The following is a 21,186-nucleotide window of genomic DNA, read 5'->3' as shown; positions in this document are numbered from 1 at the left end:
CCGACGTTAGGCGGCTGTTTGAGCGCCGGACTTTTTTGCAAAAAGCTCGGTTCCTTCGATAACAACCCACAGGATAATGCCGATAAGCAGCGCCCATCCGGGGGTGTAGAAGCAGAGTGCCGAAGCGATAACGCAGGCAATACCTCTTTCGTTTCGGTTGGTACACATCGTCATACCGACGTTACCGCAGGCAAAGGCCTGAACGCCCATCGTAATACCGAAGAATATGGCGAAAGCAGGGCGTATAAGCGTAACGAGCGGCAAAATCAAAACGGCAATAACAGTTGCGGCGCGGAACGTACAGACGCCATCCCAGTAGCTGTGCAAGGTCTTATATCCTCTCTTATAGCGTTCCGTAATAGTCAGCAGACCCGATGCCCACAGCGGACCGCACATGGGAACCCACGGAGCAAAGAGTGACATAATACCGTTACGCAGGAAGGATACGAGATTTGATCGTCCGGCGTCAAAGATAACGGTTTCATCATCGCGGGTTGCGGTTGCTTCGGTAACAATTTCTTTTGCAAGAACAAAGTCGGAGAACGCAATAATGTAGACGGTAAGCGCCATCGGCAGTGCTGCCAAGAAGAATTTCGTAGCCGGCAATCCTAAGCCGAAAATGGTGAAGTGTTCAAGCACAAAGCCGAAAGAAAGCGGCGTAAAGCCCCACTGAATATTCGGCACGGCTATTTCTTTGATAAGGAACGGGGCCAATACAATGGCGAATACTTGTGCCGGAACAACGCCTTGGTTGCGGAGCGTCTCTAATGTTTTGTTCTTTGCAGCGGCCTTTGCAAAGGTCGAGTTAAACAAGAAGAAGTAAGACATCAATACCGCTATGACAACGGTAATCGGCGCTTTGGGCATACGAGATTGGAATACGTTGATACCTGCGGTAACGCCGGCGCCCAATACGATACCTGCCTTAATGGAGCGCGGTACCGTATCTACCAGTTTACGTCCGATACCGGTTACGCCCATGATTAAAAAGAACAGCGCTACAATCATTTGCAGGGCGATCATTGCATAGACGCGGTCGACATTTCCGGTTGCGTAGTTAGGCAGTTCCCATTGTGCCAAATACTTTAAAGTAAGCGGGAGCGCGGGGGTAATCCATCCGGGAACGACGGGGTCGCCCAATAATGACGGCAGATAATAACAGATAGCGTTTAGTACGCCAAATGTCAGCGACATTAAAAAGACGCTGTTCTCCGTCATCCCCAACGCGGCGATGTTTTCGGGGTTATCAAACCCGAAAGTCGTCATTGTGGTAGCGGTTCCTGCTCCGAGACAGGCGACGCCGAGAAAGAATGCAGCAAGCATTTCCGTCCACGACCATTCGTGATGGATCAGCGGAATGCGTAAATTGAATGGGCCGAGCGGAATGTACGGCTGCACGCCGCCGAATTCTCTCTTCTTTAAAGGAAATTTCCCTTCGTTGAAGTGCTCCGGCATCTTTGCAGTTGCGAGTTGGTCACTCATATATTTCCTCCTTCAGTTATTTCGGTAGCTTCTAAAAGAATACCGAGTTTTTAGAGCTAAACTGTTGTATATGGGTAACAGTTTGGTAAAGCATTTTTAAAAAAAGGCAGGGTTATCGGCCCTGCCTTTATTCGTAAGTTTCGCCTCTTTAGCTGCGGTATGTTATCATTAGCAACCGCAGTTAAAGTTCTTAGGCGGCACTATTCTTTAATCTTCGCGATATCCTTTGCAAGCTTTTTCTTCATTGCAAGGTTACCTTGGCGGGAGATCATGATACGCTGTGCCTGCGGAGAACCGGCGCCGTGCATAGATTCCGTGCGGTAACCGACGGCAGCACTGCCGAGGGTCAGGTTTTCGATCAAGCGGAGAATGCGTAAACGGTTCTCGGTAGAAACGGAGGCAACACCCTGCAAGTATTTGACAACATACGGTCCGAGTTTGGGATCGCGCAGATCGGATTCTGCCGGAGCGGTTACCATCAAGCCGCCTGCGATGTCTTCTGCAAGGCGTGCAATTTCATACGGGAAGCGCGTAACGTTCTGCTTACAGACGTTTGCAAGCAGCAAGTCGATAAGGTAGTTACCGGATTTGGTCTTGGTACCTTCTGCCGAACATGCGATACCGCAGCAGTACAGTGTTTCGTTCAGGTGGGTCATTTCAATCAGCTTGTCTTTAACGTGAGAAGCTTTTTGAGCGCCGTTGAAGTCTGCCGCAACTGCCGCCGCACCGATAAGAACGTCGCCGACGCCGACCTTGCATCCGCCGTAGGACTGGCGGTGATATCCAGCAAAGCGTTCAACCAGCATACCGGCAAATTCAAATTCGCCGTTCAGGAAGATGTGATCGTTCGGAATAAATACGTTATCGAAGATAACCAAGGCTTCGGTTCCGCCGTAGGTGGAGTTACCGACATCGATTTCGGAACCTTCCAGCTTTCTGGTGTCGCAGCTCTGGCGTCCGACAATCATGAAGATACCTTTCGCATCGGTCGGGCAAGCAAAGGCTACCGCATAGTCTTTGTCATCTTCGCCCATTGCGATAGTCGGCATAACGATAACTTCGTGTGAATTGATAAAACCGGTTTGGTGCGCTTTTGCACCACGAACGACGATACCGTCAGCTCTCCGTTCCACGACATGGAGGTATAAGTCGGGATCGGTTTGAGCATGGGGAGCCAGAGAGCGGTCACCTTTGGGGTCGGTCATAGCGCCGTCGACGGTCAGGTCTTCATCCTGAACGTGCCGGATAAACTTTTTGAAGTTTTCATGATAATGAGTCCCGTATTTTTCATCGAGCTCATACGTTGTGCTGTAAACGGCATTAAACGCATCCATACCGACGCAGCGCTGGAAACAAGCCGCGGTTTTTTGTCCGCAAAGCCGCTGCATCTTTACCTTTTTAATCAGATCCTCAGGACTCTGGTGAATATGTGTGAAGCGGTTGATCTTCTTTCCGGTTAATGAAGATTTAACGGTCATTAAATCTTCATATTCCGGCATCTGAGCCAAATCATAGGTAGCCTTCACCGAGTTCAGGGACGGCCGAAGAATCGGATTGTCGACAACATTGTCAACTTTCTTTCCGAACATGTAAACCTGCAAATTCAGTTTACGCATACTCTCAACATACTGTTCGCCTGTCATAAGTGCCATGTGCATACTCCTTACTTTGTTTATTTGTCTATCAGGATAGACACTCTATTATAGTAACAGCAATTTTTATGCCAACATTGCTAATAGAATCTTTATCCTTTGAAAAAAAATAATGTACAATGCAGAAAAATACTCAAAACCCTAAATTTATCGGTATGTTTCGCAAGAAAAGAGTGGTGAATCTCCGTATAAACGGAACGTAAACTAACTTTTGACTGATTTTCCATAAGCATCCTTGAAACGTACTTACGAAACGGTTTTCCGGTGTTCATAACTGAAGCAGTATAGCCGGTGTCTCAACACTCCGTAAAAAGATGGTTCATTTATGAACCAATCAAGAGCTTTGGTTTATAAATGAACCAAAGCAGTATATAAAGAGCAATCTGTAAAGTTAGATATAGCTTACATTTATAGCATTCGTACCGCTATTGCAAGGCTTTACGAAAACACTAAAAAGCAGCTTTTTTTAAAATACGATAATTATCGATGTCAGCAAATGTACATCCGTGTACGTTGTTCAACGACGAGTTTTTCTAGCGAAAAACTCGCTACTGCATAACCCCACCGCCGTCCGTGGCGGTTCTGATACGTTGAGGATTAATTTGTGCGCAGCAACGAAGTAGATGCATCATATATTTGCAAAAAGAGAGGTTGGCATAAAAATTGCTTATAGAATAATAACTATAGCCCGTAGTGTCGAATGACCTTCGCGGTAAATGATAAAGTCTTGATTTAAGAAAGGCTTTAAGGGGGAATTTTTTATGACAGATGCGCAAATGCAATTTAAAAGCCGCTATCGTGAGTACGGCGGTGAGCAAGCGTATTGGCCGGCGGGACCGTTTAAGATTCGGTTGCCTTTTATTCACTATGCATGGTCTTTTCCGGAGATGTTTCAAGCGCTCTTTATGTGCGCGACCTGTTTGGGAGCTATTCCGGTATTAACGGAGGTCTTAGGCGTAAGCTACGAAGTAGCGTTGTCGATGGTTATCATCAACGGCTTCTTTTACACGTTTCACGTGTTACTTGGCGACCCTGTTGTTCCGGGATGGGTTACGCCGGCAATTCCGCTGATTACGGCCTTTTTAACTAACGGCTATGTAATGGGACCGGAGCGGACTCAGGCATTGATTGCCGTTCAGATGTGTCTCGGGCTTATCTTTTTGGTATTCGGCATCACCGGTTTGGGCGGTAAGATGGTTAAAGTCGTGCCGAATTCCGTAAAAGCCGGTGTTTTGATGGGTGGTGGTATTGCGGCTGTTTTAGGTGAATTTAAAACTACCGGCCGTTTTGATAAATATCCGATTTCCATCACTATCGGAATTATCGTGGCATATTTCTGTTTATTCAGTCCGATCTGGGCAGATATGCGTAGGAAGAATAAACTTATCGATTCAATCGGTAAATTCGGAATGCTGCCTGCAATTTTAATCGGTGTCGTAGTGGGGCCGCTCGCCGGCGAATTTGCCATTCCCCATGTACAATGGTGGCCGCTTATTAAAGTGCCGGATTTTGCGGATATTTGGAATCAGCTGTCTCCATTCGCAATCGGATGGCCGAGTATGAAAGTTTGGGCTGCAGCAGTGCCTGTAGCAATTGTTACCTATATTATTGCATTCGGCGACTTTGTTACTTCGGAAGCGCTCATCAGAGAAGCCGATGAAGTTCGGCAGGATGAAAAGATCGACTTTAACGCAAACCGTTCGAACCTCGTCAGCGGTATTCGTAACGTGGCAATGTCAATGACCTGTCCGTATACGCAAATGTGCGGTCCGCTGTGGGCAGCTGTTACTGCAGCAGTTTCTCAGCGTTATAAGGAAAGTCCGAAAGCGATGGAATCAATTTACAGTGGTTTCGGTACGTTCCGTCTTTCAACATTCGTAGCCGTTGCATTGCTGCCTATTTCTTCGCTTTTGCAGCCGTCTTTGCCGCTTGCCCTGTCTTTAACACTGATCGTACAAGGATATATTTGTACGCAGCTTGCGATGAATATGTGCAAAACCAATATTGAACGCGGTATTTGCGGTGTTATGGGCGCTGTTTTAGCAATGCGCGGCGCTGCATGGGGACTTGTTGTCGGTCTTGTTCTTTTTGCACTGCTTTATGATTCGAATAAAAAAGAGGCTGCAAACTAGGCCGAAAAGGCGGAAAACTAATTATCGCCCCCCAACGTAGAGCGTTGTCGGGAAACGGCGGGCATTAAGCTCTCCGTATGAATAAATAGTACGAGGCTGTCTTGAAAATAACTGACTTTTGGGACAGCCTCTATGCAGCCGATTCATTCCCTATTCGAGGTAAATCGAATGAAGTAATCGGCGCTTTGTAAAAAAATCGATTGGTAAAAGGAGGAACGGTATGTACGAAGAGTTGGAAAAAACATTGGACACCTATGTACGTCCGTTGCTGCGGACACACGGCGGCGATATGCAGGTAGTGGATTTTACGGACGGTGTTGTTAAATTTAAATTACACGGGCATTGTGCCGGCTGTCCCGCTGCCGACTTCACGACGGAGAATCTTATCCAATCGGAGTTGATGGAACACATGCCCGAAGTAAAGCGAGCCGTTTTGATAAATGAAGTGAGTCAGAGTTTATTGGATGAGGCTCGGTCTATTTTGAAACAGCGCCATGGCGGATAAGATTCCAATCGGTGTGCGCTATTGCGGCGGATGTAACAACCGGTACGACCGTGTTGCCGTTATTCGCCGCCTTGAAACGCTTGTGCCGGAGGTTGAGTTCGTAACGGTACAGCCGGGAACTCCCTATCCGGCCGCGCTTATCGTTGCAGGCTGTCCGACCGATTGTGCAAAGCGGGATGATATTTCCGTACCGGCAGGCCGCTTGTTTAAAATCGGCGGCTGGGAAGACCTTTTACCGGCGCGGGATTTTATTAAAAAAGCATGCGAGGAAGCGCGTGCAAAACAAGAGGCGCGTTCGTTCACCCATGAACAGGTGTTGGAAATACTGCCGCAACGGCCGCCGATGCTGTTTATCGACACGGTATCGTCGCTTGTTCCCGGTAAGGAAGTTAAGGCGTCCTTCTCCGTTACGCCTGAGCTGAGTTTGTTAAAAGGGCACTTCCCCGATAATCCGATATTTCCGGGTGTGTGCGCTGTTGAAGCGATTGCTCAGGCGGCGGACATTTTGTTGTTAACACTCGATCGATATGCCGGAAAAACACCGCTTTTTATGGGAATTAAAAAAGCAAACTTCCGCAAGAAAATTCTTTTAGGCAATACGCTCGAAATCTATAGTACGCTTTTGGAAGAACGGGCGGAATTAGGCTGGATTACGTGCCGCGGCCAAATTTTTTCGGACGGTGATTTAGCCGCCGATGCCGAAGTAACTCTTGCCATGCGGTAAGGGAACGGATGTTTTTAAAGAAATACTCGGGAATCGCAGTTTCCGAGCAGTCTTAACGGGTTTTGAAATACGTTTGTGTAGCGCACGAACGTATTTCAAAACATAAAAAATGTATGGAAAGGAGTATCGTATGTCTGATTGGAAGAAGTATTATCAGGAGCATTTGACGACTGCTGCAGAGGCTGTCAAGCACATTAAGTCGGGTAACCGCGTTGTAATCGGTCATGCCTGCGGCGAGCCTGCTCATTTGGTGAATGCGATGGTGGATAACGCTGCGGCATATAAAAATGTCGAAATCGTTCACATGGTGGCTATGGGCGGAGGAAAGTATTGCCAGCCTGAATATGCCGAAAACTTTAGGCACAATGCGCTGTTTGTCGGCGGCAGTACGCGTGAGGCGGTTGCGGCAGGACGTGCGGATTATACGCCGTGCTTCTTTTTTGAAATTCCCCGTCTTTTCAGAACGACCTTACCGGTCGATGTGGCAATGGTAACTGTCAGCCCGCCTGATGAGAACGGTATGTGTTCGCTCGGCGTATCCGTCGATTACACACAGGAAGCGGTAAAACAGGCAAAAACTGTTATCGCGCAGGTCAATAAAGAGATGCCGTGGACAGGCCCGAACAGTCTCGTTTCAGTACAAGACCTCGACTTTATTGTCGAGCATGATGAACCGTTGATTGAATTGCCGCCGCCCAAGATCGGCGATATAGAAAGATCGATCGGAGAGCATTGCGCCTCGCTCATTCCCGACGGAGCGACGCTCCAGCTCGGTATCGGCGCTATTCCCGACGCCGTTCTGTTGTTCCTAAAGGGCAAAAAAGATTTGGGTATCCACTCCGAAATGTTCTCGGACGGCGTAGTTGAACTTGCAGAAGCGGGTGTTATTACCAATAAGAAAAAGACGCTGCATCCCGGAAAGTTTATCGTAAACTTCTTGATGGGTACCAAAAGGCTGTATGATTTTGTCAATCATAATCCCGATGTCGATATGCGTCCGGTTGACTATGTGAATAACCCGTTCATCGTTGCGCAGAACGATTATTTGATTTCGATTAACTCCTGCGTACAGGTAGATTTGATGGGACAGGTCGCTTCCGAAACCATTGGACTCAAGCAGTTCTCCGGCGTCGGCGGACAGGTTGATTTTGTGCGCGGCGCATCCGCAAGCAAGGGCGGCGTTTCGATTATGGCGATGCCTGCAACGGTAAAAGGAAAGATTTCCAAGATTGTTCCGCTGTTGGACGAAGGCGCTGCCGTTACTACGAGCCGCAATGACGTGGACTATGTTGTTACCGAATACGGCATCGCCGCGCTGAAAGGCTTGACATTAAAGCAGCGTGCGCATAATCTGATTGCAATTGCGCATCCCGATTTCCGCGAAGAATTAAAAGCTGAATTCGAAAAACGCTTTAACTGCAAATACTAAAAGGCTTTTGCGTTATACAACCGGTAGCCGTGTCCGTACTGATAAAAACGGCATATAATGCCGGAGTGCATAGCCCGCGTTAGGGATTGAAGGGGCGCCGTTGTAATTTTTCAAAATTACAACGGCGGTACATAAAACGGCGCCAATGTGCCGTTTTATACTAGACCTATTCGATAACTGCGTTGTCGAATAGGTCGCCGAGTTCTAAATCGTACAAATAGCACGATTTAGAACATCGCATTTCAAGGTAACCTGTTCAGAAACGGAGGTTTCCGAACAGGTTTAATGCAACCCCGAAAAGCCCGACGGCCGGTCAAAATGTTTCGGATGCGGATATTTTGACCGACCGGAACGCCCAATATAATTAAAAATGGATTGGAGATGGAAATGACAAATCTTGAAAAATATGACCGCATTTTTTTACAAAATTTTCCGGTGAAACAAGAGGATTTACCCGGATTAAAGTACCGCGGTTTGAAAGAATGGGATTCGGTTGGGCACATGGATTTGGTGGGTCTTATCGAAGAAACGTTCGGAATTAATTTAAGTACGCTGGATGTTTTGGAATTTTCAACTTACGAGAAAGGCAAAACGATTCTGGCGAAATACGGTGTAGAGATTTAAGTGTCTACCGTAGCGATTTCGGTGTGGACGGAACCTTTAGCCGAAAGCAACTGCTATATTATATACGAACATAAAGAAAGACACGGGAACGAGGTTGCTCCCTGCGTGGTGATTGATCCGAACGACCCTGCGGGGCCGCTTTCGGTGCTGGAGCAAAAAGGCTTGCGGCCTGAATGGATACTTTTAACGCATGAGCACTGCGACCATACGGCGGGATTGGAGCCGATGAGGGAGCGCTTTCCCGATGCGCAGGTAATGGCGAGCGAGCAGTGTAATGTCGGGATGCAGAATGCGCGGCTCAATATGTCGCGGATGATGGAGGTGTATCTCACCTTTTTCGGCAAGTCGGGCGTGTCCTATGCTCCGTTTGTGTGCCGCCCTGCGGATAAAACATATAGCGAGACCTGTACGCTGGACTGGCGCGGGCATACGTTCCGCTTTGTGCCGTTGCCCGGGCATACCGCAGGCAGCGTCGGTATTTTTCTTGATGACGATATCTTTTTTTCGGGCGATTATTTGTTGCCGGGCAGGGAAGTGATTTTGCGGCTTCCCGGCGGCAGCGAAAAAGACTATCGTGAAATTACGGAACCCTTCTTAGCAACATTACCGGTCGGTATTCATATTTACCCCGGCCACGGCAAGGATTATAACTATCATGACCATAGATAAATTTATACAGCTGAAACCGTATTCATTGACGCATCAAGAAAAAGCGGCGGCATACACCGAGCTGCTGACGGAACGGACGACGTTTCACCGTAGCCATTGCGAGCCGTATGGACGGTTATTAAAAGCCTTAGGAATTCCGGAGAACGCTGTTTTTTCTACGGAGACGGCGCCGATACTGCCGGTATCGGTTTTTAAGGAGCTTTCACTCAAGAGTGTTCCTGAAGAAGCGATTTTTAAAACGCTCACTTCATCGGGAACGACCGGTCAGCGTGTTTCGCAGATTTATTTGGATGCGGAAACGGCGGCAAATCAGCAGCAGGTGCTGTACCGGATTATTGCCGATTTTGTCGGTGAAAATAGAATTCCCTATCTGGTATTCGATACGAAAAAAACACTGCGGGATAGGAAGATGTTTTCAGCACGGGGAGCCGGTATTTTGGGCTTTTCCTTGTTGGCGTCCCGTACCTGTTACGCACTTGACGAAAATATGGAGCTGGATATTCCGGCTGTTCAGAATTTTCTTGCCGAACATGAGGGGGAGCCGGTACTCGCCTTCGGTTTTACCTTTATCATTTATAAACACGTAATCCGTGTTCTTGAAGAAAAAAAGATACGCTTCGATATTCCGAACGGGATACTGATACACGGCGGCGGTTGGAAGAACCTCATTAACGAGGCTGTTTCGCCGGAAGAGTTTAAAGCACGGATAACCGCTGCAACCGGCATTGCGCGCATCAGCAACTATTACGGTATGGCGGAACAAACGGGCTGTATTTATATGGAATGTCCTGCAGGGCATCTGCACGCAAGCATTTGGTCTGACGTGCTTTTTAGGCGGGCAAAGGATTTCAGTATTTGCGGCGTCGGGGAGCAGGGGATTGTACAGGTACTGTCGCCGCTGCCCGGCTCTTACCCGGGGCATTCGCTGTTGACTGAGGACACCGGCGTGCTATTGGGAGAGGATGACTGTCCCTGCGGGCGGCTCGGTAAGTATTTTTCCATTACCGGACGTATCCCGCGCGCGGAGATAAGGGGTTGCAGCGATACGTATGAGCAGCCCTAGACATAAAAACCAAAAGAAAACCCAAAATCGCTGCCGTTTTATTTTTTAAGCACCTTATACATAACGATACCGACAGCAAGTAAAAACACACCTACAATATCTAATCCCCGCAGTATCCAAACGGGAATAACGGCTGCCGGAAGATACAAACCTCCAAGCAGTAAAAAAATACTGATGATAATAAAGATAAGTCCGCATATTTTTGATCCGGTTCCGCTCATTCTTACGCTCCTTCTTGCCACGATGTAGCGTCATTATGGGCTTGCGTCATGCGGTAATAGAGCCCATGCTCTTTGATCAGTTCATCATGGGTGCCCTGCTCTTTGAGTTCTCCGCCATCAATGACAAAAATACGGTCTGCTTCGCGGACGGTTTCCAGCCGGTGAGCAATAACCAGTGTGGTCTTTCCGCGGCATAATTCACTCAAGGCTTTCTGTATTGCCTGCTCGTTATCGGCATCGATACTCGCGGTCGCTTCATCCAAGATGATGAGCGGCGCGTCTTTGAGAATACTCCGTGCAATCGAAATACGCTGGGCTTCTCCGCCCGAAAGAGAGGCGCCGCCTTCACCGATAACGGTATCGAATCCGTACGGAAGCCGCATGATAAAATCATAACACTGCGCTTTTTTTGCCGCTTCGATCACCGCTTCTCTATCCGCATGAGGACGCCCCATCGCGATGTTGTTTGCAATCGTGTCCTCAAACAGATAGACCCGCTGAAACACCATGCTGATATGATCCATTAATACCGTCAGCGGAAGCTCTTTGATGTTTTTTCCCCGTAGGAGGATTTCGCCCTTCGATATATCCCAGAACCGCGCCAGTATATTCATAATCGTGCTTTTCCCGCCACCGGACTGTCCGACAAAGGCCGCCATCTGCCCTTGGTCGATACTGAACGACAGATTATGCAGCACTTCTTTATCTCCGTAGTCAAACGACACATTTTTGAATGTTATTTCCGCATCGGCTGTTTGCGGCAAAACCTCGGTCCCCGTATCCTCAAGCTCCCGTTCGTTAAATACTTCGTTCACACGATTCAGCGCAGCCTGCATGATTGCCAATATGCCGGTCTTTTGATAGAGCTGTTTGAGCGGCGTAAACAGATTGAAGGCAAACAGCATACAGCCGACAAATACGGTGCTTGACAGGGCGCCGTGTTGAAACAACCGAATATTGAGGGCAAGTATTGCGGTCATACCGAGACTGTAAATAATCAGCAGTGTCCGCTCCTTGGGGGAATATTCTTCTTCAAAAGACAAGCTCGCTTCTTTCATGCGCTTAAAGCTGGTTCTGATATCTTCCGCACCCGCTCCGGTGAGGTTATAGCTTTTAATCACGCCGAGCCCTTCCGTGTATTCCAACACGGCGCCGGTCAATGCTTCGATGCTTTTTTGGCGCAGCTTTGAATTACGGGCGGAAAGCCGGATCATCGGCTGCGCGAAAAGAATTGCCGTAAGCTCCGTCGCAATGGCAACAGCTCCGAACAGCGGATGCAGCGCAAACAGAAACCCCGTTAAAATAATCTGCGCCGCGATGCTGCTTGTAACCTCCGAAACAGCCGCCATCGCCTGCTCCTCGATAAAGACCATATCGGCCGACAACACCGAACTGATTTTGCCGATATTCCCTGCGGTAAAGTATCCCATCGGCAGCCGGCGCAGATGCCGCCCAAGCTCAAGCCGCTTTTCCGCAAAGACCTTATATCCCGCTCCCGCTTGCAGCCGGTCTGCGATATTTTGACAGATTGCCTGAATAGCCAGCAAAAGCAGCATGACCGCTGCCGCATAGATTGCCGTTTTAATGTCGGCTTCACCTTTGATAAGCATGTCGATAAGTTTTACGGCAACCACCAACGGAGCATTTGCCGCGACCGCTTTTAAAAAAGTAAACAGATATGCCAATCGGATTTTCCGGGCATACGTGCCGGTAAATACGAGTAACTGATGAACCATCGCAATCATAGTGAGCTTCCTAAAATTCGACAGCCGAACAAAATATCAATTTTTGAGGCGGGCGAATTAGTGCGCGAAAAGCGCACATGTTGATAATCGAGTTTGCGCTGCAAACTCGCAGTTCAATACCGCCATGGACGGCAGTGGTTATAGCAAATGCAATATTTTGGCTCTGCCAAAATTTGCCATCAAACAATGTATAAGGATGTACATTGTTTGATGAACGCGCTATTTCAGCGGCTTAAAATAAACATTCCTTCTTCGGCTCCGCATCGGCGCCCCAACATTTTATAATTTTATAACACAAAGCTCGAACAATTACTATTCTTTCAGTAAATCCATCAAGCCGACATTTATAAACAGATTGTCTTTTCCAACCTTTATACAGGTAAGAACACCGATAGCTTCCAGTTGATGCAGGTAACGGGAGGCAGCTTTCCGTTCTACCCCCAGCGTTTTTACAATGAACTCAGTTTTGCAATAGGGATTTTCAAAAAGGGTTTCTACCAGTTCTTTGGAATAAATTTTCGGAGCTTCCGATTTTACTTTTTCGATTGTGCTATCTAAAAGTTCTTTTATCGCTTTTACCTTCTCAATTGTTTCTACGGCGGTTTCTTCTATTCCTTTAAGGATAAAAACAATCCATTTTTCCCACGCTTCTTCCGTACGGACTTTTTGCAAAAGTTCGTAGTATTGTTCTTTATTTCTGATGATATATGAACTTAAATAGAGAATTGGAAGATCAAGATGATGCTTTAAAATCAAATAAAGGATATTTACAATTCTTCCGGTTCTTCCATTTCCATCATAAAAAGGATGGATGCTTTCAAACTGATGGTGAAGTATTGCAAGTTTTGTCAGAGAATCATCATCGTTGTTTAAATACTCAGTAAAGTTTTTTAAGAGTCCGTCAATTTCTTCTTTTGTCTGCGGCGGAATATAGACAACTTCATTCGTACGGTCATTCATCAGCTTTGTGCCGGGTACAGTTCTGATTCCCGCATCATTTTGAACAAGCTGTTTTTGAATGTTTATGATATCATTTATAGAAATAAAATGATGTTTTTTTAGTTCTGCAAAACCTGCGTATAAGGCCTCTCTGTAGAACATAACCTCTTTTGTAGCAGAATCAACTTTTTTTACCGTTTCGGAAAGAGCTTTATAGAGCTCATCTTTTGTGGTAATGATATTTTCAATCTCTGAACTGTCTTGAGATTCTTGTAGCACAACGGCATTAATAAGAATAGACTGATTTGGAATTACATGTGCAATACCTTTCAGCTCGGCAAGTACTTTAGAAGCTTTGCTTTCTGCTTTGAGGATAGTAATTGTTTCGGTCTTTTTAGGATCAACCGGCAATTTTTGCAATTCCGACATGTCCCAATTATAGTCTTTTTTGGGACATGTAATCAAGATATGTACCAAATATTAAAAAAATGGTACATATCAATCCGTTCTTACACCGTTTTCACGGTAGCCAGGGGATGTCTCAAAAGTTGGTTAGTTTTTGGACAGCCCCTAGGGTTACTCCCCTCTTACTTCTTCCGTACCGTCCAGTCTGCGGTCTCTTCAGAGATACGCCAGAGGTTTTGGTATTCAGGACAGGTTTTAATAAGCTCCGCATGACAGCCGGAAGCGGCGATATGTCCGTCTTTGAGCACGATAATGCGGTTGGCGTTCATAATGGACTTCATTTTATGAGCGATGACGATAACGGTTTTATCCCGCACGATTTCGCCTATGGCCTGATTCATCTTTTGCTCGTTTTCAGGATCGATAAAGGCGGTTGCCTCATCCAAAATAACAATCGGAGCATCTTTAAGTATTGCCCGTGCAAAGGCAATCCGCTGCCGCTGCCCGCCTGAAAGTTTACTGCCTGCTTCCCCTGCAAACGTTGCGTACCCGTCCGGCAGTTCGCGGATAAACTCATCCGCCTGAGCTTTTTTTGCTGCGGCAATAATCTCCTCATCGGTTGCGCCTTTTTTGCCGATTCGGATATTGTCGGCGATACTCTTGTTAAAAAGAAATACATCCTGAGAAACGTAGGCAATCTGTTTGTTGAGCGTTTCTAAGCTCATTTCACGGATATTCTGTCCGCCGATTAACACCCCGCCGCCCGAAACATCGTAATAATGCACCAAGAGCTTTGCCGCCGTGCTTTTCCCGCTGCCGCTCGCCCCGACTAAGGCGGTCATCTGCCGCTCTTTCGCCGTAAAGGAAACGTCTTTCAGAACTTCCAAATCCTTGTATGCAAACCGGACATTGCGGAACTCGATACTGTGCCCCGTGCCGGAAAACGGCGCCGTTCCCGTTTTAAGTTCGGGGTAATCAAATGCTTTTTCCAACGCCTGAATTTTATAACTTGCTTGCGGTACGGCGCCGATAAAACTCATGCAGCGGAGCAGGAGCGGTGCGATACCGAAAGAAAGACAAATTGTCAAAATGTAGCGGGCAAGGGTCAGCTGACCGAGCAAGATAAGCAGTGTGCCGAAAGGCAAGCTGTATAGTAAGATATTCGAAAACAAGCTGCCGTATAGAGCCATCCACGGGAATGAAACCTTGTACCATGACAGCGCAAAGTCGCGGTACGCAGTAACGGAAGAGGCAAACCGTTCGCCGAATTCATCCTGCCGGTTAAATACGCGAACCACCTCCATACCGTTTACATATTCGATAATGGTATTGTTCAGCCGCTTTGCTGCGGCAAAGTAACTGCCCATCTGCTCGACACCGACACGGTACATCTGTCCCGAAACACTGATGCCCAACGCAATGACAACGCAGGTAAGCAGTGCCAGCTGCCAGTCTATAACGAGGATGGTCACAAGCGCAAACACGGCAACGGTGAGATTGGCAATCCCTTCGGGGATCATGTGCGCCAAAAGGAGTTCTATCGATTCAATGTCATCGGTAAACAGCTTTTTGATAGCTCCGCTGCCCATCTCCCTCACTTTTCCGAGCGGCTTGCGCTCCAAGTTTTCCTGCAAAAAGCGGCGTATGTTTTCCAGCGTGTTGTAAGCCGCACGGTGCGAAAGCTGAAAGCCGTACATATAAAAAACAGCGTATACGATTTCCGCAAGCAGGATACCTGCAAGCATTTTCCCGCTTCCGGCTAAGGTCGGAACCGAACCGTTTAAGACCTGCTCAAGGATGGTGTATACCAAAAGATACGGTATAATACTCGCCGCTGCTCCGAGTGTCATACAGAGCGCTGCCTGATATATCGTGCGGCGGTGCGCCCCTGCGTACTGCAAAATCTTGGAGATCGAACTTTGCTTGTCCCGTTTCCGGCTCGTGTTTTCATCGCTTTCCTGCAAGAAATAGGAAGAAATCCGTTCGATGCCTACTTTATTCAAAGGATAGAAAGCTAAGACCCTGCCGTTTTCGATATGGAGAATGTGCGTGCAGCAGCTCATAATCAATTCGGGGTCGTGCGTAATAACGAGCGAAAGGGCGGCGCTTGTCTGCAGATTGCGTAACAGAGAGCCGAAGCGTTCCATACCGCGGCGGTCAAGTCCGCTGGTCGGCTCATCAAAAATCAGCACATCTTTTTTTGCACAGAGTGCGGAAGCAATTGCCGTCCGCTGTTTTTGACCACCCGATAACGAGGCAGGGTGCCGGTCTTTCAGTTCAAGGATACCGAGCCGCGCCAATACGGCTTCGGCATCCGCTGCAGAAGCGCCGGTGTTCATCATCACTTCTTCCAGCACACTGTCGGCAAAGAGCTGCCGGTTGACGTCCTGCATCACCATAAAACTGCGTTTGCTGCGCTTCTCCACCGTCAAATACGCGCCGCCGACTGCGATGCTCCCGTTTGAAGGAATCAACCCCGCGAGCGCTTGCGCAAAAGTGCTTTTGCCCGATCCGTTATCACCGATGAGCGCCACAATCGAATGTTGGGGCAGCGCGAGCCGCTCTATATCGAGTACACGGGTAGAGCCGTAGCCGCAGGTTACATCGAGCGCTTCAAGCGCGGGTTTTGAAACAACCTGTGATTCAGGCTGCGTACTGCTCTTGACCGGCGTTTCTCGTGCCGCATCCTCTTTCCGTACAAGCGCAGCGAGGGACTGCATATTCGTGAGGCGCAAGCCCAATACCGTTAAATCGGATTCGCTGAGCGCTTTCATTTCGTCCCGTGTAAAAATACGCTCGATCTTTCCGCTGCGCATATAGATAAAGCGGTCTGCTACATCCATCAGGTAATAGAGTCGATGCTCTGCAATAACAACGGTCTTTCCCTCCGCTTTGATTTTTACCAGCATCCGGTGCAGCCGCTGAATTGCCCGTTTATCCAAATTAGAGGACGGCTCATCCAGCACAAAGACCCCTGGATCGGCGGTGTAACAGGAGGCGCAGGCAATTTGCTGCTTTTCTCCTCCCGACAGTTCAAAAATATCCCTGTCCATCAAATTATCGAGCTGCAAGTCGCGTTTTGTTTTTTCAAGGCGCTGTTGAATCTGCTCCCTTGGGATGCCGAGATTTTCGCAGCCGAATACAAGCTCGCCGGTGGTATCGAGGTTAAAGAATTGGCTCTTTGGATTTTGAAAAACGCTTCCGGTGAGCGCTGCAATATCGGATAAGTTTTCCGTGTTTACGCACACATCGCCGATCATCACGGAACCGCTCATTTCACCTTCATAAAAATGAGGAGCAAGTCCGTTTATCAGCCGTGTAACGGTGGTCTTGCCGCAGCCCGACTCGCCGCATAATACGACAAATTCGCCGTCTTTTATGGTAAGGTCTATTTCGGATACGCCGTCTCCGGTTCCGTGTTCTCCGCTGTAGGAAAAAGAGACGTTTTTAAAATTGATCACACTATTACTCTCCGATAGTATTAGAGATTTTGTATACTATAATACGGATAGACAAAGATGTATATGTAATGAGGGAGATTTAATTTCAGTAAACATAGTCTTAATTGTAGGCGATCGACGGCAAACAGATGGCTTTGCAGAACGGCTACGAACGCACGAATCTGCGGGATTTTACAGTCTATTTTTTTTTGAAAAAATATGATAAACTATTTGCAGTCTGAATAATGCAGGAGATAGGGAATGTCCGTTACAGCATCTAAACTTGCACAAATGATGAAAACACTCACAGAAGAAGATTATAGCGCCGTGATAAAATATGTTGAATTTCTTATCAGCTCTCGTAAACAAACTACAAAAGCGACTATTCAGCAAATACAGGAAATGTTTACTGATAATAAAGGATGGAATTCTGAAGAAGAAATGCTATCGGATATGGCGGCTTTCCGCCGTTCGCGGTTAGTATAAATGCGAATCTTTTTAGACACAAATGTCCTTATTTCCGCATTTGTATTTGCAGGCAAAACAGGCAGCCTTTTGGAGATGCTTTTCGACGGCGGTTATGACTTACTCGTTTCCGAATACGTAGATGCCGAATTTAAAGCAAAATTAGAAGAAAAATGGAGTTCAAAAGCAAATAAAATTTATTCACTCTACCACAGCTTACCATTTGTCTTTTGTTCAAGTACCGATGAGCGATATGAAATGATCCGTGATAAAAAAGATGTTCCTGTGTTAAGCGATGCTCTTTTTCATAATGCGGATATTATTCTAACCGGCGATAAGGATTTTCTTGAATCTGATGTAGAAAAACCTTTAATATTTTCTCCTACAATGCTATATGATTATTTAACAAATGAGGGATAATGACCTCTTTACGGTCTCCAGCTCAAATCTTTTTCATTTTATACTGCATCATCAGAGGCAGTTTTTCCCTTCTCAACTGAATTCTCGGATTACCATACAGGGCAACCGCATTAAAAATATTTTTAGCGGTTGTTTCCTTCTGTGCGAAATTTTATTCGTGCGGAGGGTTTAATACCCCGACGCTTGCGTCGTAACAAAGGGTATTAAAGCCGACTGCAACCACCTTATGAGAACATACAATGCGAAACATTGAGCATTGTACCCCGACGCTTGCGTCGGGGTTGTTGATTTAAAATTTCGCACATTTTTCCGAGAAAAGGGTAAACGCATCAGGTAGAATAGAGAAAAATCGCGAAAAAATTGAGACTGTGAGACCATTTGAACCATCTTCAACTGTTGTACATCCGTGTACCTTTCAACCGATGTACGTCCATGTACATCGGTTGAGGACAAGTTTTGTTCCAAAACTTGTTTCTGACCTATCCCACGCCCATCCTTGGGCGCATTGAAGGCGAGTTTTGTGCGTACACAAAACATCGCTGTACTGACAGGAAGTCAGTGGTTCCAAACAGTATCGAGTTTTTCATCAGAAAAACTCGAAGCTAAAAAATGTACAGGGATGTACATTTTTTAGCGATGCCATCCTTGGCAGTTCTGGTCGAATAGTATCAATTTTTTTCGCGGGGATGTTAAAAAAATAGCCTGATGCGTTTACCCTGGATTACCATATCGTTTTCCATTGACACATCCTCTTCTTTGTCATACAATGCTAACAAAGTTATCAAAAACAAGAGAGATGCTCTAAAAGCTTAAAGTTAGTTTTTGAAGGCGACTACTACGGATATGGCAAGCGGAACATACGAGGTTACTCACACAAGAATTTTAGAAAGCGGCAAAGAGATGTTTTTGCGGAACGGTTATGAACGCACGAATATGCGGGATTTGTGTGAGGCTGCTGGCGTAACGACCGGTGCATTTTACCGTCATTTTAAGGACAAGGAGGCGCTCTTTTCGGCGCTCGTAGAACCTGCCGTCAATAGTATCCAAGATACATACGAGACCGCTGCAGATGAATGCTTTGACTGCCTCAGTTCGGAAAATATAGAAGACATTTGGGCAATTTCGGCAGAGACGATAGAAGCATTTGTCCGCATTGTTTACGCGCATTTTAATGAGTTCAAACTCCTTTTGTGCTGTGCGGATGGAACACCGTATATCGATTTTACCGACCGGCTGGTTGAAAGGGAGCTACAAAATACGCTCCGCATGTACGAATTTTTGGATAAAAAACATATCTCATACAACCGGATTGATGGAAAAAAATTGCACATGCTTATCCATTCCTATTTTTCTTGTATTTTTGAAACGGTTTTGCATGATTACACGCAGGATGAAGCGCTTGAAGTTGTGCATACCCTTGCCGAATTTTTTTCGGCAGGCTGGCGGAAGGTTTTGCGAGTGTAAGTAAACTCGACGATGAGCATGTATATGGACGTACATTCAGAACGGACAGGGACGTCCATGGTGTTAATCAATAGCGGCACGGATGCCGCTGGTTCCATGCAGTAGCGATGTTTCGGCCTTGCCGAAACTCGTCGTTGAAAAGCGTACACGGAGGTACGCTTTTCAACAGCGGAAGGGATTGGAGGGGCGCGCAAAGCGCGTTCCGAAGTGAGCGGTGAGCGAACGGAGGAATGGAGCCGAGAGGCGGAACCCCGCAAAGCCCGGTTTTTGCGCTGTTTTAACGGCGCAAAAAGCCGCCCAAAAGAGAAAAAAGAATACAAAGATCGGCTTGAGCCGATTTATTTTTTTAAAACAAATGATAACAAAGTGTGCTATCAATGTTATCACAAAGAACTCTGAAAAATCAGGGTGCTTAATAATTTAATGGAGGTTTGCGTATGCAAAGCAGTAAGTTGTCGGCGAAGGATCTGATAAATGTCGGAATCTATACGGCGATGTATTTGGTTATTTTTTTTGTGATCGGGATGATCAACGCGATTCCGGTGCTGTATCCGTTTTTATATGTGATTGTGCCGATTGCGACGGGGATCCCGTTTATGCTGTTTTTGACAAAGGCGGATAAGTTCGGCATGGTCTTTATTATGAGTGTTATTTTAGGCCTGTTTTGGTATCTGATGGGATACACGTATCTTCCGATTATCGGCTATTGCGTGATGGGCGCACTTGCCGATCTGGTACTGAAAGCGGGTAAATACAAGAGTTTTAAGGCGAGTGTGCTTGGCTACTGGCTTTTTTCTTGCGCGATGATAAGCTGTCAGGCGCCGATGTGGCTTTTTGCTGCAACGTATATGGAAAAGGTGCGCAGTTCAATGGGGAATCAATATGTTGAAGGGGTGCAAAAGTTTATGCCGCCGTGGATGGGATTTGCGGCAATCGGTATCCTGTTTGTCTCTTCGCTGCTCGGAGCGCTGCTTGGAAGGCGAATGCTGAAAAAGCACTTTGAAAGAGCCGGTATTGTATAGGCTTTATATATATGGACGATTACGAGCCGTATAGACCGCCGCGGGTGAAGGGGGTACACATCGATCCCCGCACCAAGGTGCTGTTTATGTTTTTTCTTGCAACGCTGATATTCTTTGTGGAAGAGCAGAGTATGCTGAATATGGTGATTGTGCTTATTCCCATTAGCCTGCTTTTTCTGAACCGCCAATACCGGCCGGCGCTGATTTACGGAGGGCTTTTTGCGCTGGCGGCTGCGGTCAAGCTGTCGAACATGGCGGGGTCGCTTCCGTACCTTGCGGCGATGCTGTGGGGGCTTTTAAGCGAGCTGATTTTCCGGTTTTTTCCGGTGTTTATGTTCGGCTACTATATTATCGAATCGACAAAACCGAATGAGTTTATCGCAGCGATGAGCCGGTGGCATGTGCCTGATGCGCTGATTATTCCCATATCCGTTGTCTTCCGGTTTATTCCTACGTTGGGAGAAGAAAACCGTTCAATCGGCAGTGCGATGCGGATGCGGGAGATCGGGTTCGGTACGCCGCGGTTTTGGCGGAACCCTGCGATGATGCTGGAGTACCGGCTGATTCCGCTGATGATGTCGATTGCGAAAATCGGTGAAGAGTTATCGGCGGCTGCTTTGACGCGGGGCTTAGGGGGATTGAAAAAGCGGACATGCCTTGTTGAGCTGCACTTTGGTATATACGATGCGAGCATTGCCGTTATCGCTGTTGCGCTGCTTGTCTGTACGGTGTTACGCATTGGGGGATGATTGAGGAACTACACGGATTAGACAATGATATGGAAA

General features: G+C 47.0%; 19 protein-coding genes. 12 read left to right on the top strand and 7 right to left on the bottom strand.

All coding sequences use genetic code 11. The features are described 5' to 3' along the window. Positions 1-6: 6 nt before the first annotated feature. Complete coding sequence (locus ABK01_RS05265; RefSeq protein WP_212566387.1) at positions 7-1,482, bottom strand: hypothetical protein; 1,476 nt, start codon at positions 1,480-1,482, stop codon at positions 7-9. Positions 1,483-1,682: 200 nt separating this feature from the next. Continuing rightward, positions 1,683-3,134 (bottom strand): 4-hydroxyphenylacetate 3-hydroxylase family protein, encoded by a 1,452-nt coding sequence (locus ABK01_RS05260; RefSeq protein WP_212566386.1) that lies wholly within the window; start codon positions 3,132-3,134, stop codon positions 1,683-1,685. A 761-nt stretch (positions 3,135-3,895) separates the two neighbouring features. Between ABK01_RS05260 and ABK01_RS05255 the strand changes: the two genes are divergently transcribed. From ABK01_RS05255 to ABK01_RS05225, 7 genes are all read left to right on the top strand, one after another. After that, positions 3,896-5,266 (top strand): hypothetical protein, encoded by a 1,371-nt coding sequence (locus ABK01_RS05255; RefSeq protein WP_016523802.1) that lies wholly within the window; start codon positions 3,896-3,898, stop codon positions 5,264-5,266. A 220-nt stretch (positions 5,267-5,486) separates the two neighbouring features. Continuing rightward, the gene (locus ABK01_RS05250; RefSeq protein ID WP_212566385.1) at positions 5,487-5,771 is read left to right on the top strand and encodes a NifU family protein; all 285 of its coding nucleotides are present in this window, start codon (positions 5,487-5,489) and stop codon (positions 5,769-5,771) included. Then, complete coding sequence (locus ABK01_RS05245; protein ID WP_253676491.1) at positions 5,761-6,495, top strand: 3-hydroxyacyl-ACP dehydratase FabZ family protein; 735 nt, start codon at positions 5,761-5,763, stop codon at positions 6,493-6,495. The genes ABK01_RS05250 and ABK01_RS05245 overlap by 11 nt, the downstream gene beginning before the upstream one ends. A 130-nt stretch (positions 6,496-6,625) precedes the next feature. Then, positions 6,626-7,924, top strand: coding sequence for an acetyl-CoA hydrolase/transferase family protein (locus tag ABK01_RS05240; protein ID WP_253676490.1), 1,299 nt, complete (start codon positions 6,626-6,628; stop codon positions 7,922-7,924). A 387-nt stretch (positions 7,925-8,311) separates the two neighbouring features. Next, positions 8,312-8,548 (top strand): acyl carrier protein, encoded by a 237-nt coding sequence (locus ABK01_RS05235; protein WP_016523806.1) that lies wholly within the window; start codon positions 8,312-8,314, stop codon positions 8,546-8,548. Further along, positions 8,549-9,217, top strand: a complete 669-nt coding sequence (locus tag ABK01_RS05230; RefSeq protein ID WP_253676488.1) for an MBL fold metallo-hydrolase — start codon at positions 8,549-8,551, stop codon at positions 9,215-9,217. Beyond that, on the top strand, positions 9,204-10,280 hold the full coding sequence (locus tag ABK01_RS05225; protein WP_253676486.1) for a LuxE/PaaK family acyltransferase: 1,077 nt from the start codon (positions 9,204-9,206) through the stop codon (positions 10,278-10,280). The genes ABK01_RS05230 and ABK01_RS05225 overlap by 14 nt, the downstream gene beginning before the upstream one ends. 38 nt (positions 10,281-10,318) lie before the next feature. Here ABK01_RS05225 and ABK01_RS05220 read toward each other — a convergent pair whose 3' ends face one another. The 4 genes from ABK01_RS05220 to ABK01_RS05205 all read right to left on the bottom strand — a co-directional run bounded on the left by ABK01_RS05220 (position 10,319) and on the right by ABK01_RS05205 (position 17,051). Next, positions 10,319-10,501 carry a hypothetical protein gene (locus ABK01_RS05220; protein ID WP_253676485.1) on the bottom strand — a complete coding sequence of 61 codons (183 nt, stop codon included), beginning with the start codon at positions 10,499-10,501 and terminating at the stop codon, positions 10,319-10,321. Between the two features lie 2 nt (positions 10,502-10,503). Further along, positions 10,504-12,246 (bottom strand): ABC transporter ATP-binding protein, encoded by a 1,743-nt coding sequence (locus ABK01_RS05215; protein ID WP_253676484.1) that lies wholly within the window; start codon positions 12,244-12,246, stop codon positions 10,504-10,506. Between the two features lie 312 nt (positions 12,247-12,558). Continuing rightward, the gene (locus tag ABK01_RS05210; protein WP_253676483.1) at positions 12,559-13,614 is read right to left on the bottom strand and encodes a Fic family protein; all 1,056 of its coding nucleotides are present in this window, start codon (positions 13,612-13,614) and stop codon (positions 12,559-12,561) included. Between the two features lie 158 nt (positions 13,615-13,772). Beyond that, on the bottom strand, positions 13,773-17,051 hold the full coding sequence (locus ABK01_RS05205; protein ID WP_253676482.1) for an energy-coupling factor transporter ATPase: 3,279 nt from the start codon (positions 17,049-17,051) through the stop codon (positions 13,773-13,775). Between the two features lie 240 nt (positions 17,052-17,291). Between ABK01_RS05205 and ABK01_RS05200 the strand changes: the two genes are divergently transcribed. From ABK01_RS05200 to ABK01_RS05190, 3 genes are all read left to right on the top strand, one after another. After that, complete coding sequence (locus ABK01_RS05200) at positions 17,292-17,516, top strand: hypothetical protein (protein WP_212566377.1); 225 nt, start codon at positions 17,292-17,294, stop codon at positions 17,514-17,516. Next, a complete protein-coding gene (locus tag ABK01_RS05195) occupies positions 17,517-17,915 on the top strand; it encodes a putative toxin-antitoxin system toxin component, PIN family (protein WP_253676481.1) in 399 nt (132 codons plus the stop codon). It abuts the gene before it with no gap. 843 nt (positions 17,916-18,758) lie between these two features. Next, positions 18,759-19,379, top strand: coding sequence for a TetR/AcrR family transcriptional regulator (locus ABK01_RS05190; RefSeq protein ID WP_253676480.1), 621 nt, complete (start codon positions 18,759-18,761; stop codon positions 19,377-19,379). 162 nt (positions 19,380-19,541) lie between these two features. Here the strand turns inward: ABK01_RS05190 and ABK01_RS05185 are convergent, their stop codons facing one another. After that, positions 19,542-19,766 carry a hypothetical protein gene (locus ABK01_RS05185; RefSeq protein ID WP_253676479.1) on the bottom strand — a complete coding sequence of 75 codons (225 nt, stop codon included), beginning with the start codon at positions 19,764-19,766 and terminating at the stop codon, positions 19,542-19,544. A 50-nt stretch (positions 19,767-19,816) separates the two neighbouring features. Here ABK01_RS05185 and ABK01_RS05180 point away from each other — a divergent pair, with 50 nt between their 5' ends. Both ABK01_RS05180 and ABK01_RS05175 read left to right on the top strand, forming a co-directional pair. Further along, positions 19,817-20,401 carry an MptD family putative ECF transporter S component gene (locus ABK01_RS05180; protein ID WP_253676477.1) on the top strand — a complete coding sequence of 195 codons (585 nt, stop codon included), beginning with the start codon at positions 19,817-19,819 and terminating at the stop codon, positions 20,399-20,401. 11 nt (positions 20,402-20,412) lie between these two features. Continuing rightward, on the top strand, positions 20,413-21,150 hold the full coding sequence (locus ABK01_RS05175; RefSeq protein WP_253676476.1) for an energy-coupling factor transporter transmembrane component T: 738 nt from the start codon (positions 20,413-20,415) through the stop codon (positions 21,148-21,150). The last annotated feature ends 36 nt before the right edge of the window (positions 21,151-21,186 follow it).

Origin of the sequence: Treponema sp. OMZ 305, from assembly GCF_024181325.1 — a bacterium.
Taxonomy (GTDB): domain Bacteria; phylum Spirochaetota; class Spirochaetia; order Treponematales; family Treponemataceae; genus Treponema.
This window is presented reverse-complemented; position numbering and strand designations above follow the sequence as displayed.

What these genes read in the sequence shown, in the direction of transcription:
- ABK01_RS05190 (WP_253676480.1), top strand. Translation starts at nt 18,759, where the DNA reads ATGGCAAGCGGAACATACGAGGTTACTCACACAAGAATTTTAGAAAGC.
- ABK01_RS05250 (WP_212566385.1), top strand. Translation starts at nt 5,487, where the DNA reads ATGTACGAAGAGTTGGAAAAAACATTGGACACCTATGTACGTCCGTTG.
- ABK01_RS05210 (WP_253676483.1), bottom strand. Translation starts at nt 13,614, where the DNA reads ATGTCGGAATTGCAAAAATTGCCGGTTGATCCTAAAAAGACCGAAACA.
- ABK01_RS05235 (WP_016523806.1), top strand. Translation starts at nt 8,312, where the DNA reads ATGACAAATCTTGAAAAATATGACCGCATTTTTTTACAAAATTTTCCG.
- ABK01_RS05180 (WP_253676477.1), top strand. Translation starts at nt 19,817, where the DNA reads ATGCAAAGCAGTAAGTTGTCGGCGAAGGATCTGATAAATGTCGGAATC.
- ABK01_RS05245 (WP_253676491.1), top strand. Translation starts at nt 5,761, where the DNA reads ATGGCGGATAAGATTCCAATCGGTGTGCGCTATTGCGGCGGATGTAAC.
- ABK01_RS05265 (WP_212566387.1), bottom strand. Translation starts at nt 1,482, where the DNA reads ATGAGTGACCAACTCGCAACTGCAAAGATGCCGGAGCACTTCAACGAA.
- ABK01_RS05200 (WP_212566377.1), top strand. Translation starts at nt 17,292, where the DNA reads ATGTCCGTTACAGCATCTAAACTTGCACAAATGATGAAAACACTCACA.
- ABK01_RS05195 (WP_253676481.1), top strand. Translation starts at nt 17,517, where the DNA reads ATGCGAATCTTTTTAGACACAAATGTCCTTATTTCCGCATTTGTATTT.
- ABK01_RS05240 (WP_253676490.1), top strand. Translation starts at nt 6,626, where the DNA reads ATGTCTGATTGGAAGAAGTATTATCAGGAGCATTTGACGACTGCTGCA.
- ABK01_RS05215 (WP_253676484.1), bottom strand. Translation starts at nt 12,246, where the DNA reads ATGATTGCGATGGTTCATCAGTTACTCGTATTTACCGGCACGTATGCC.
- ABK01_RS05255 (WP_016523802.1), top strand. Translation starts at nt 3,896, where the DNA reads ATGACAGATGCGCAAATGCAATTTAAAAGCCGCTATCGTGAGTACGGC.
- ABK01_RS05220 (WP_253676485.1), bottom strand. Translation starts at nt 10,501, where the DNA reads ATGAGCGGAACCGGATCAAAAATATGCGGACTTATCTTTATTATCATC.
- ABK01_RS05260 (WP_212566386.1), bottom strand. Translation starts at nt 3,134, where the DNA reads ATGGCACTTATGACAGGCGAACAGTATGTTGAGAGTATGCGTAAACTG.
- ABK01_RS05225 (WP_253676486.1), top strand. Translation starts at nt 9,204, where the DNA reads ATGACCATAGATAAATTTATACAGCTGAAACCGTATTCATTGACGCAT.
- ABK01_RS05175 (WP_253676476.1), top strand. Translation starts at nt 20,413, where the DNA reads ATGGACGATTACGAGCCGTATAGACCGCCGCGGGTGAAGGGGGTACAC.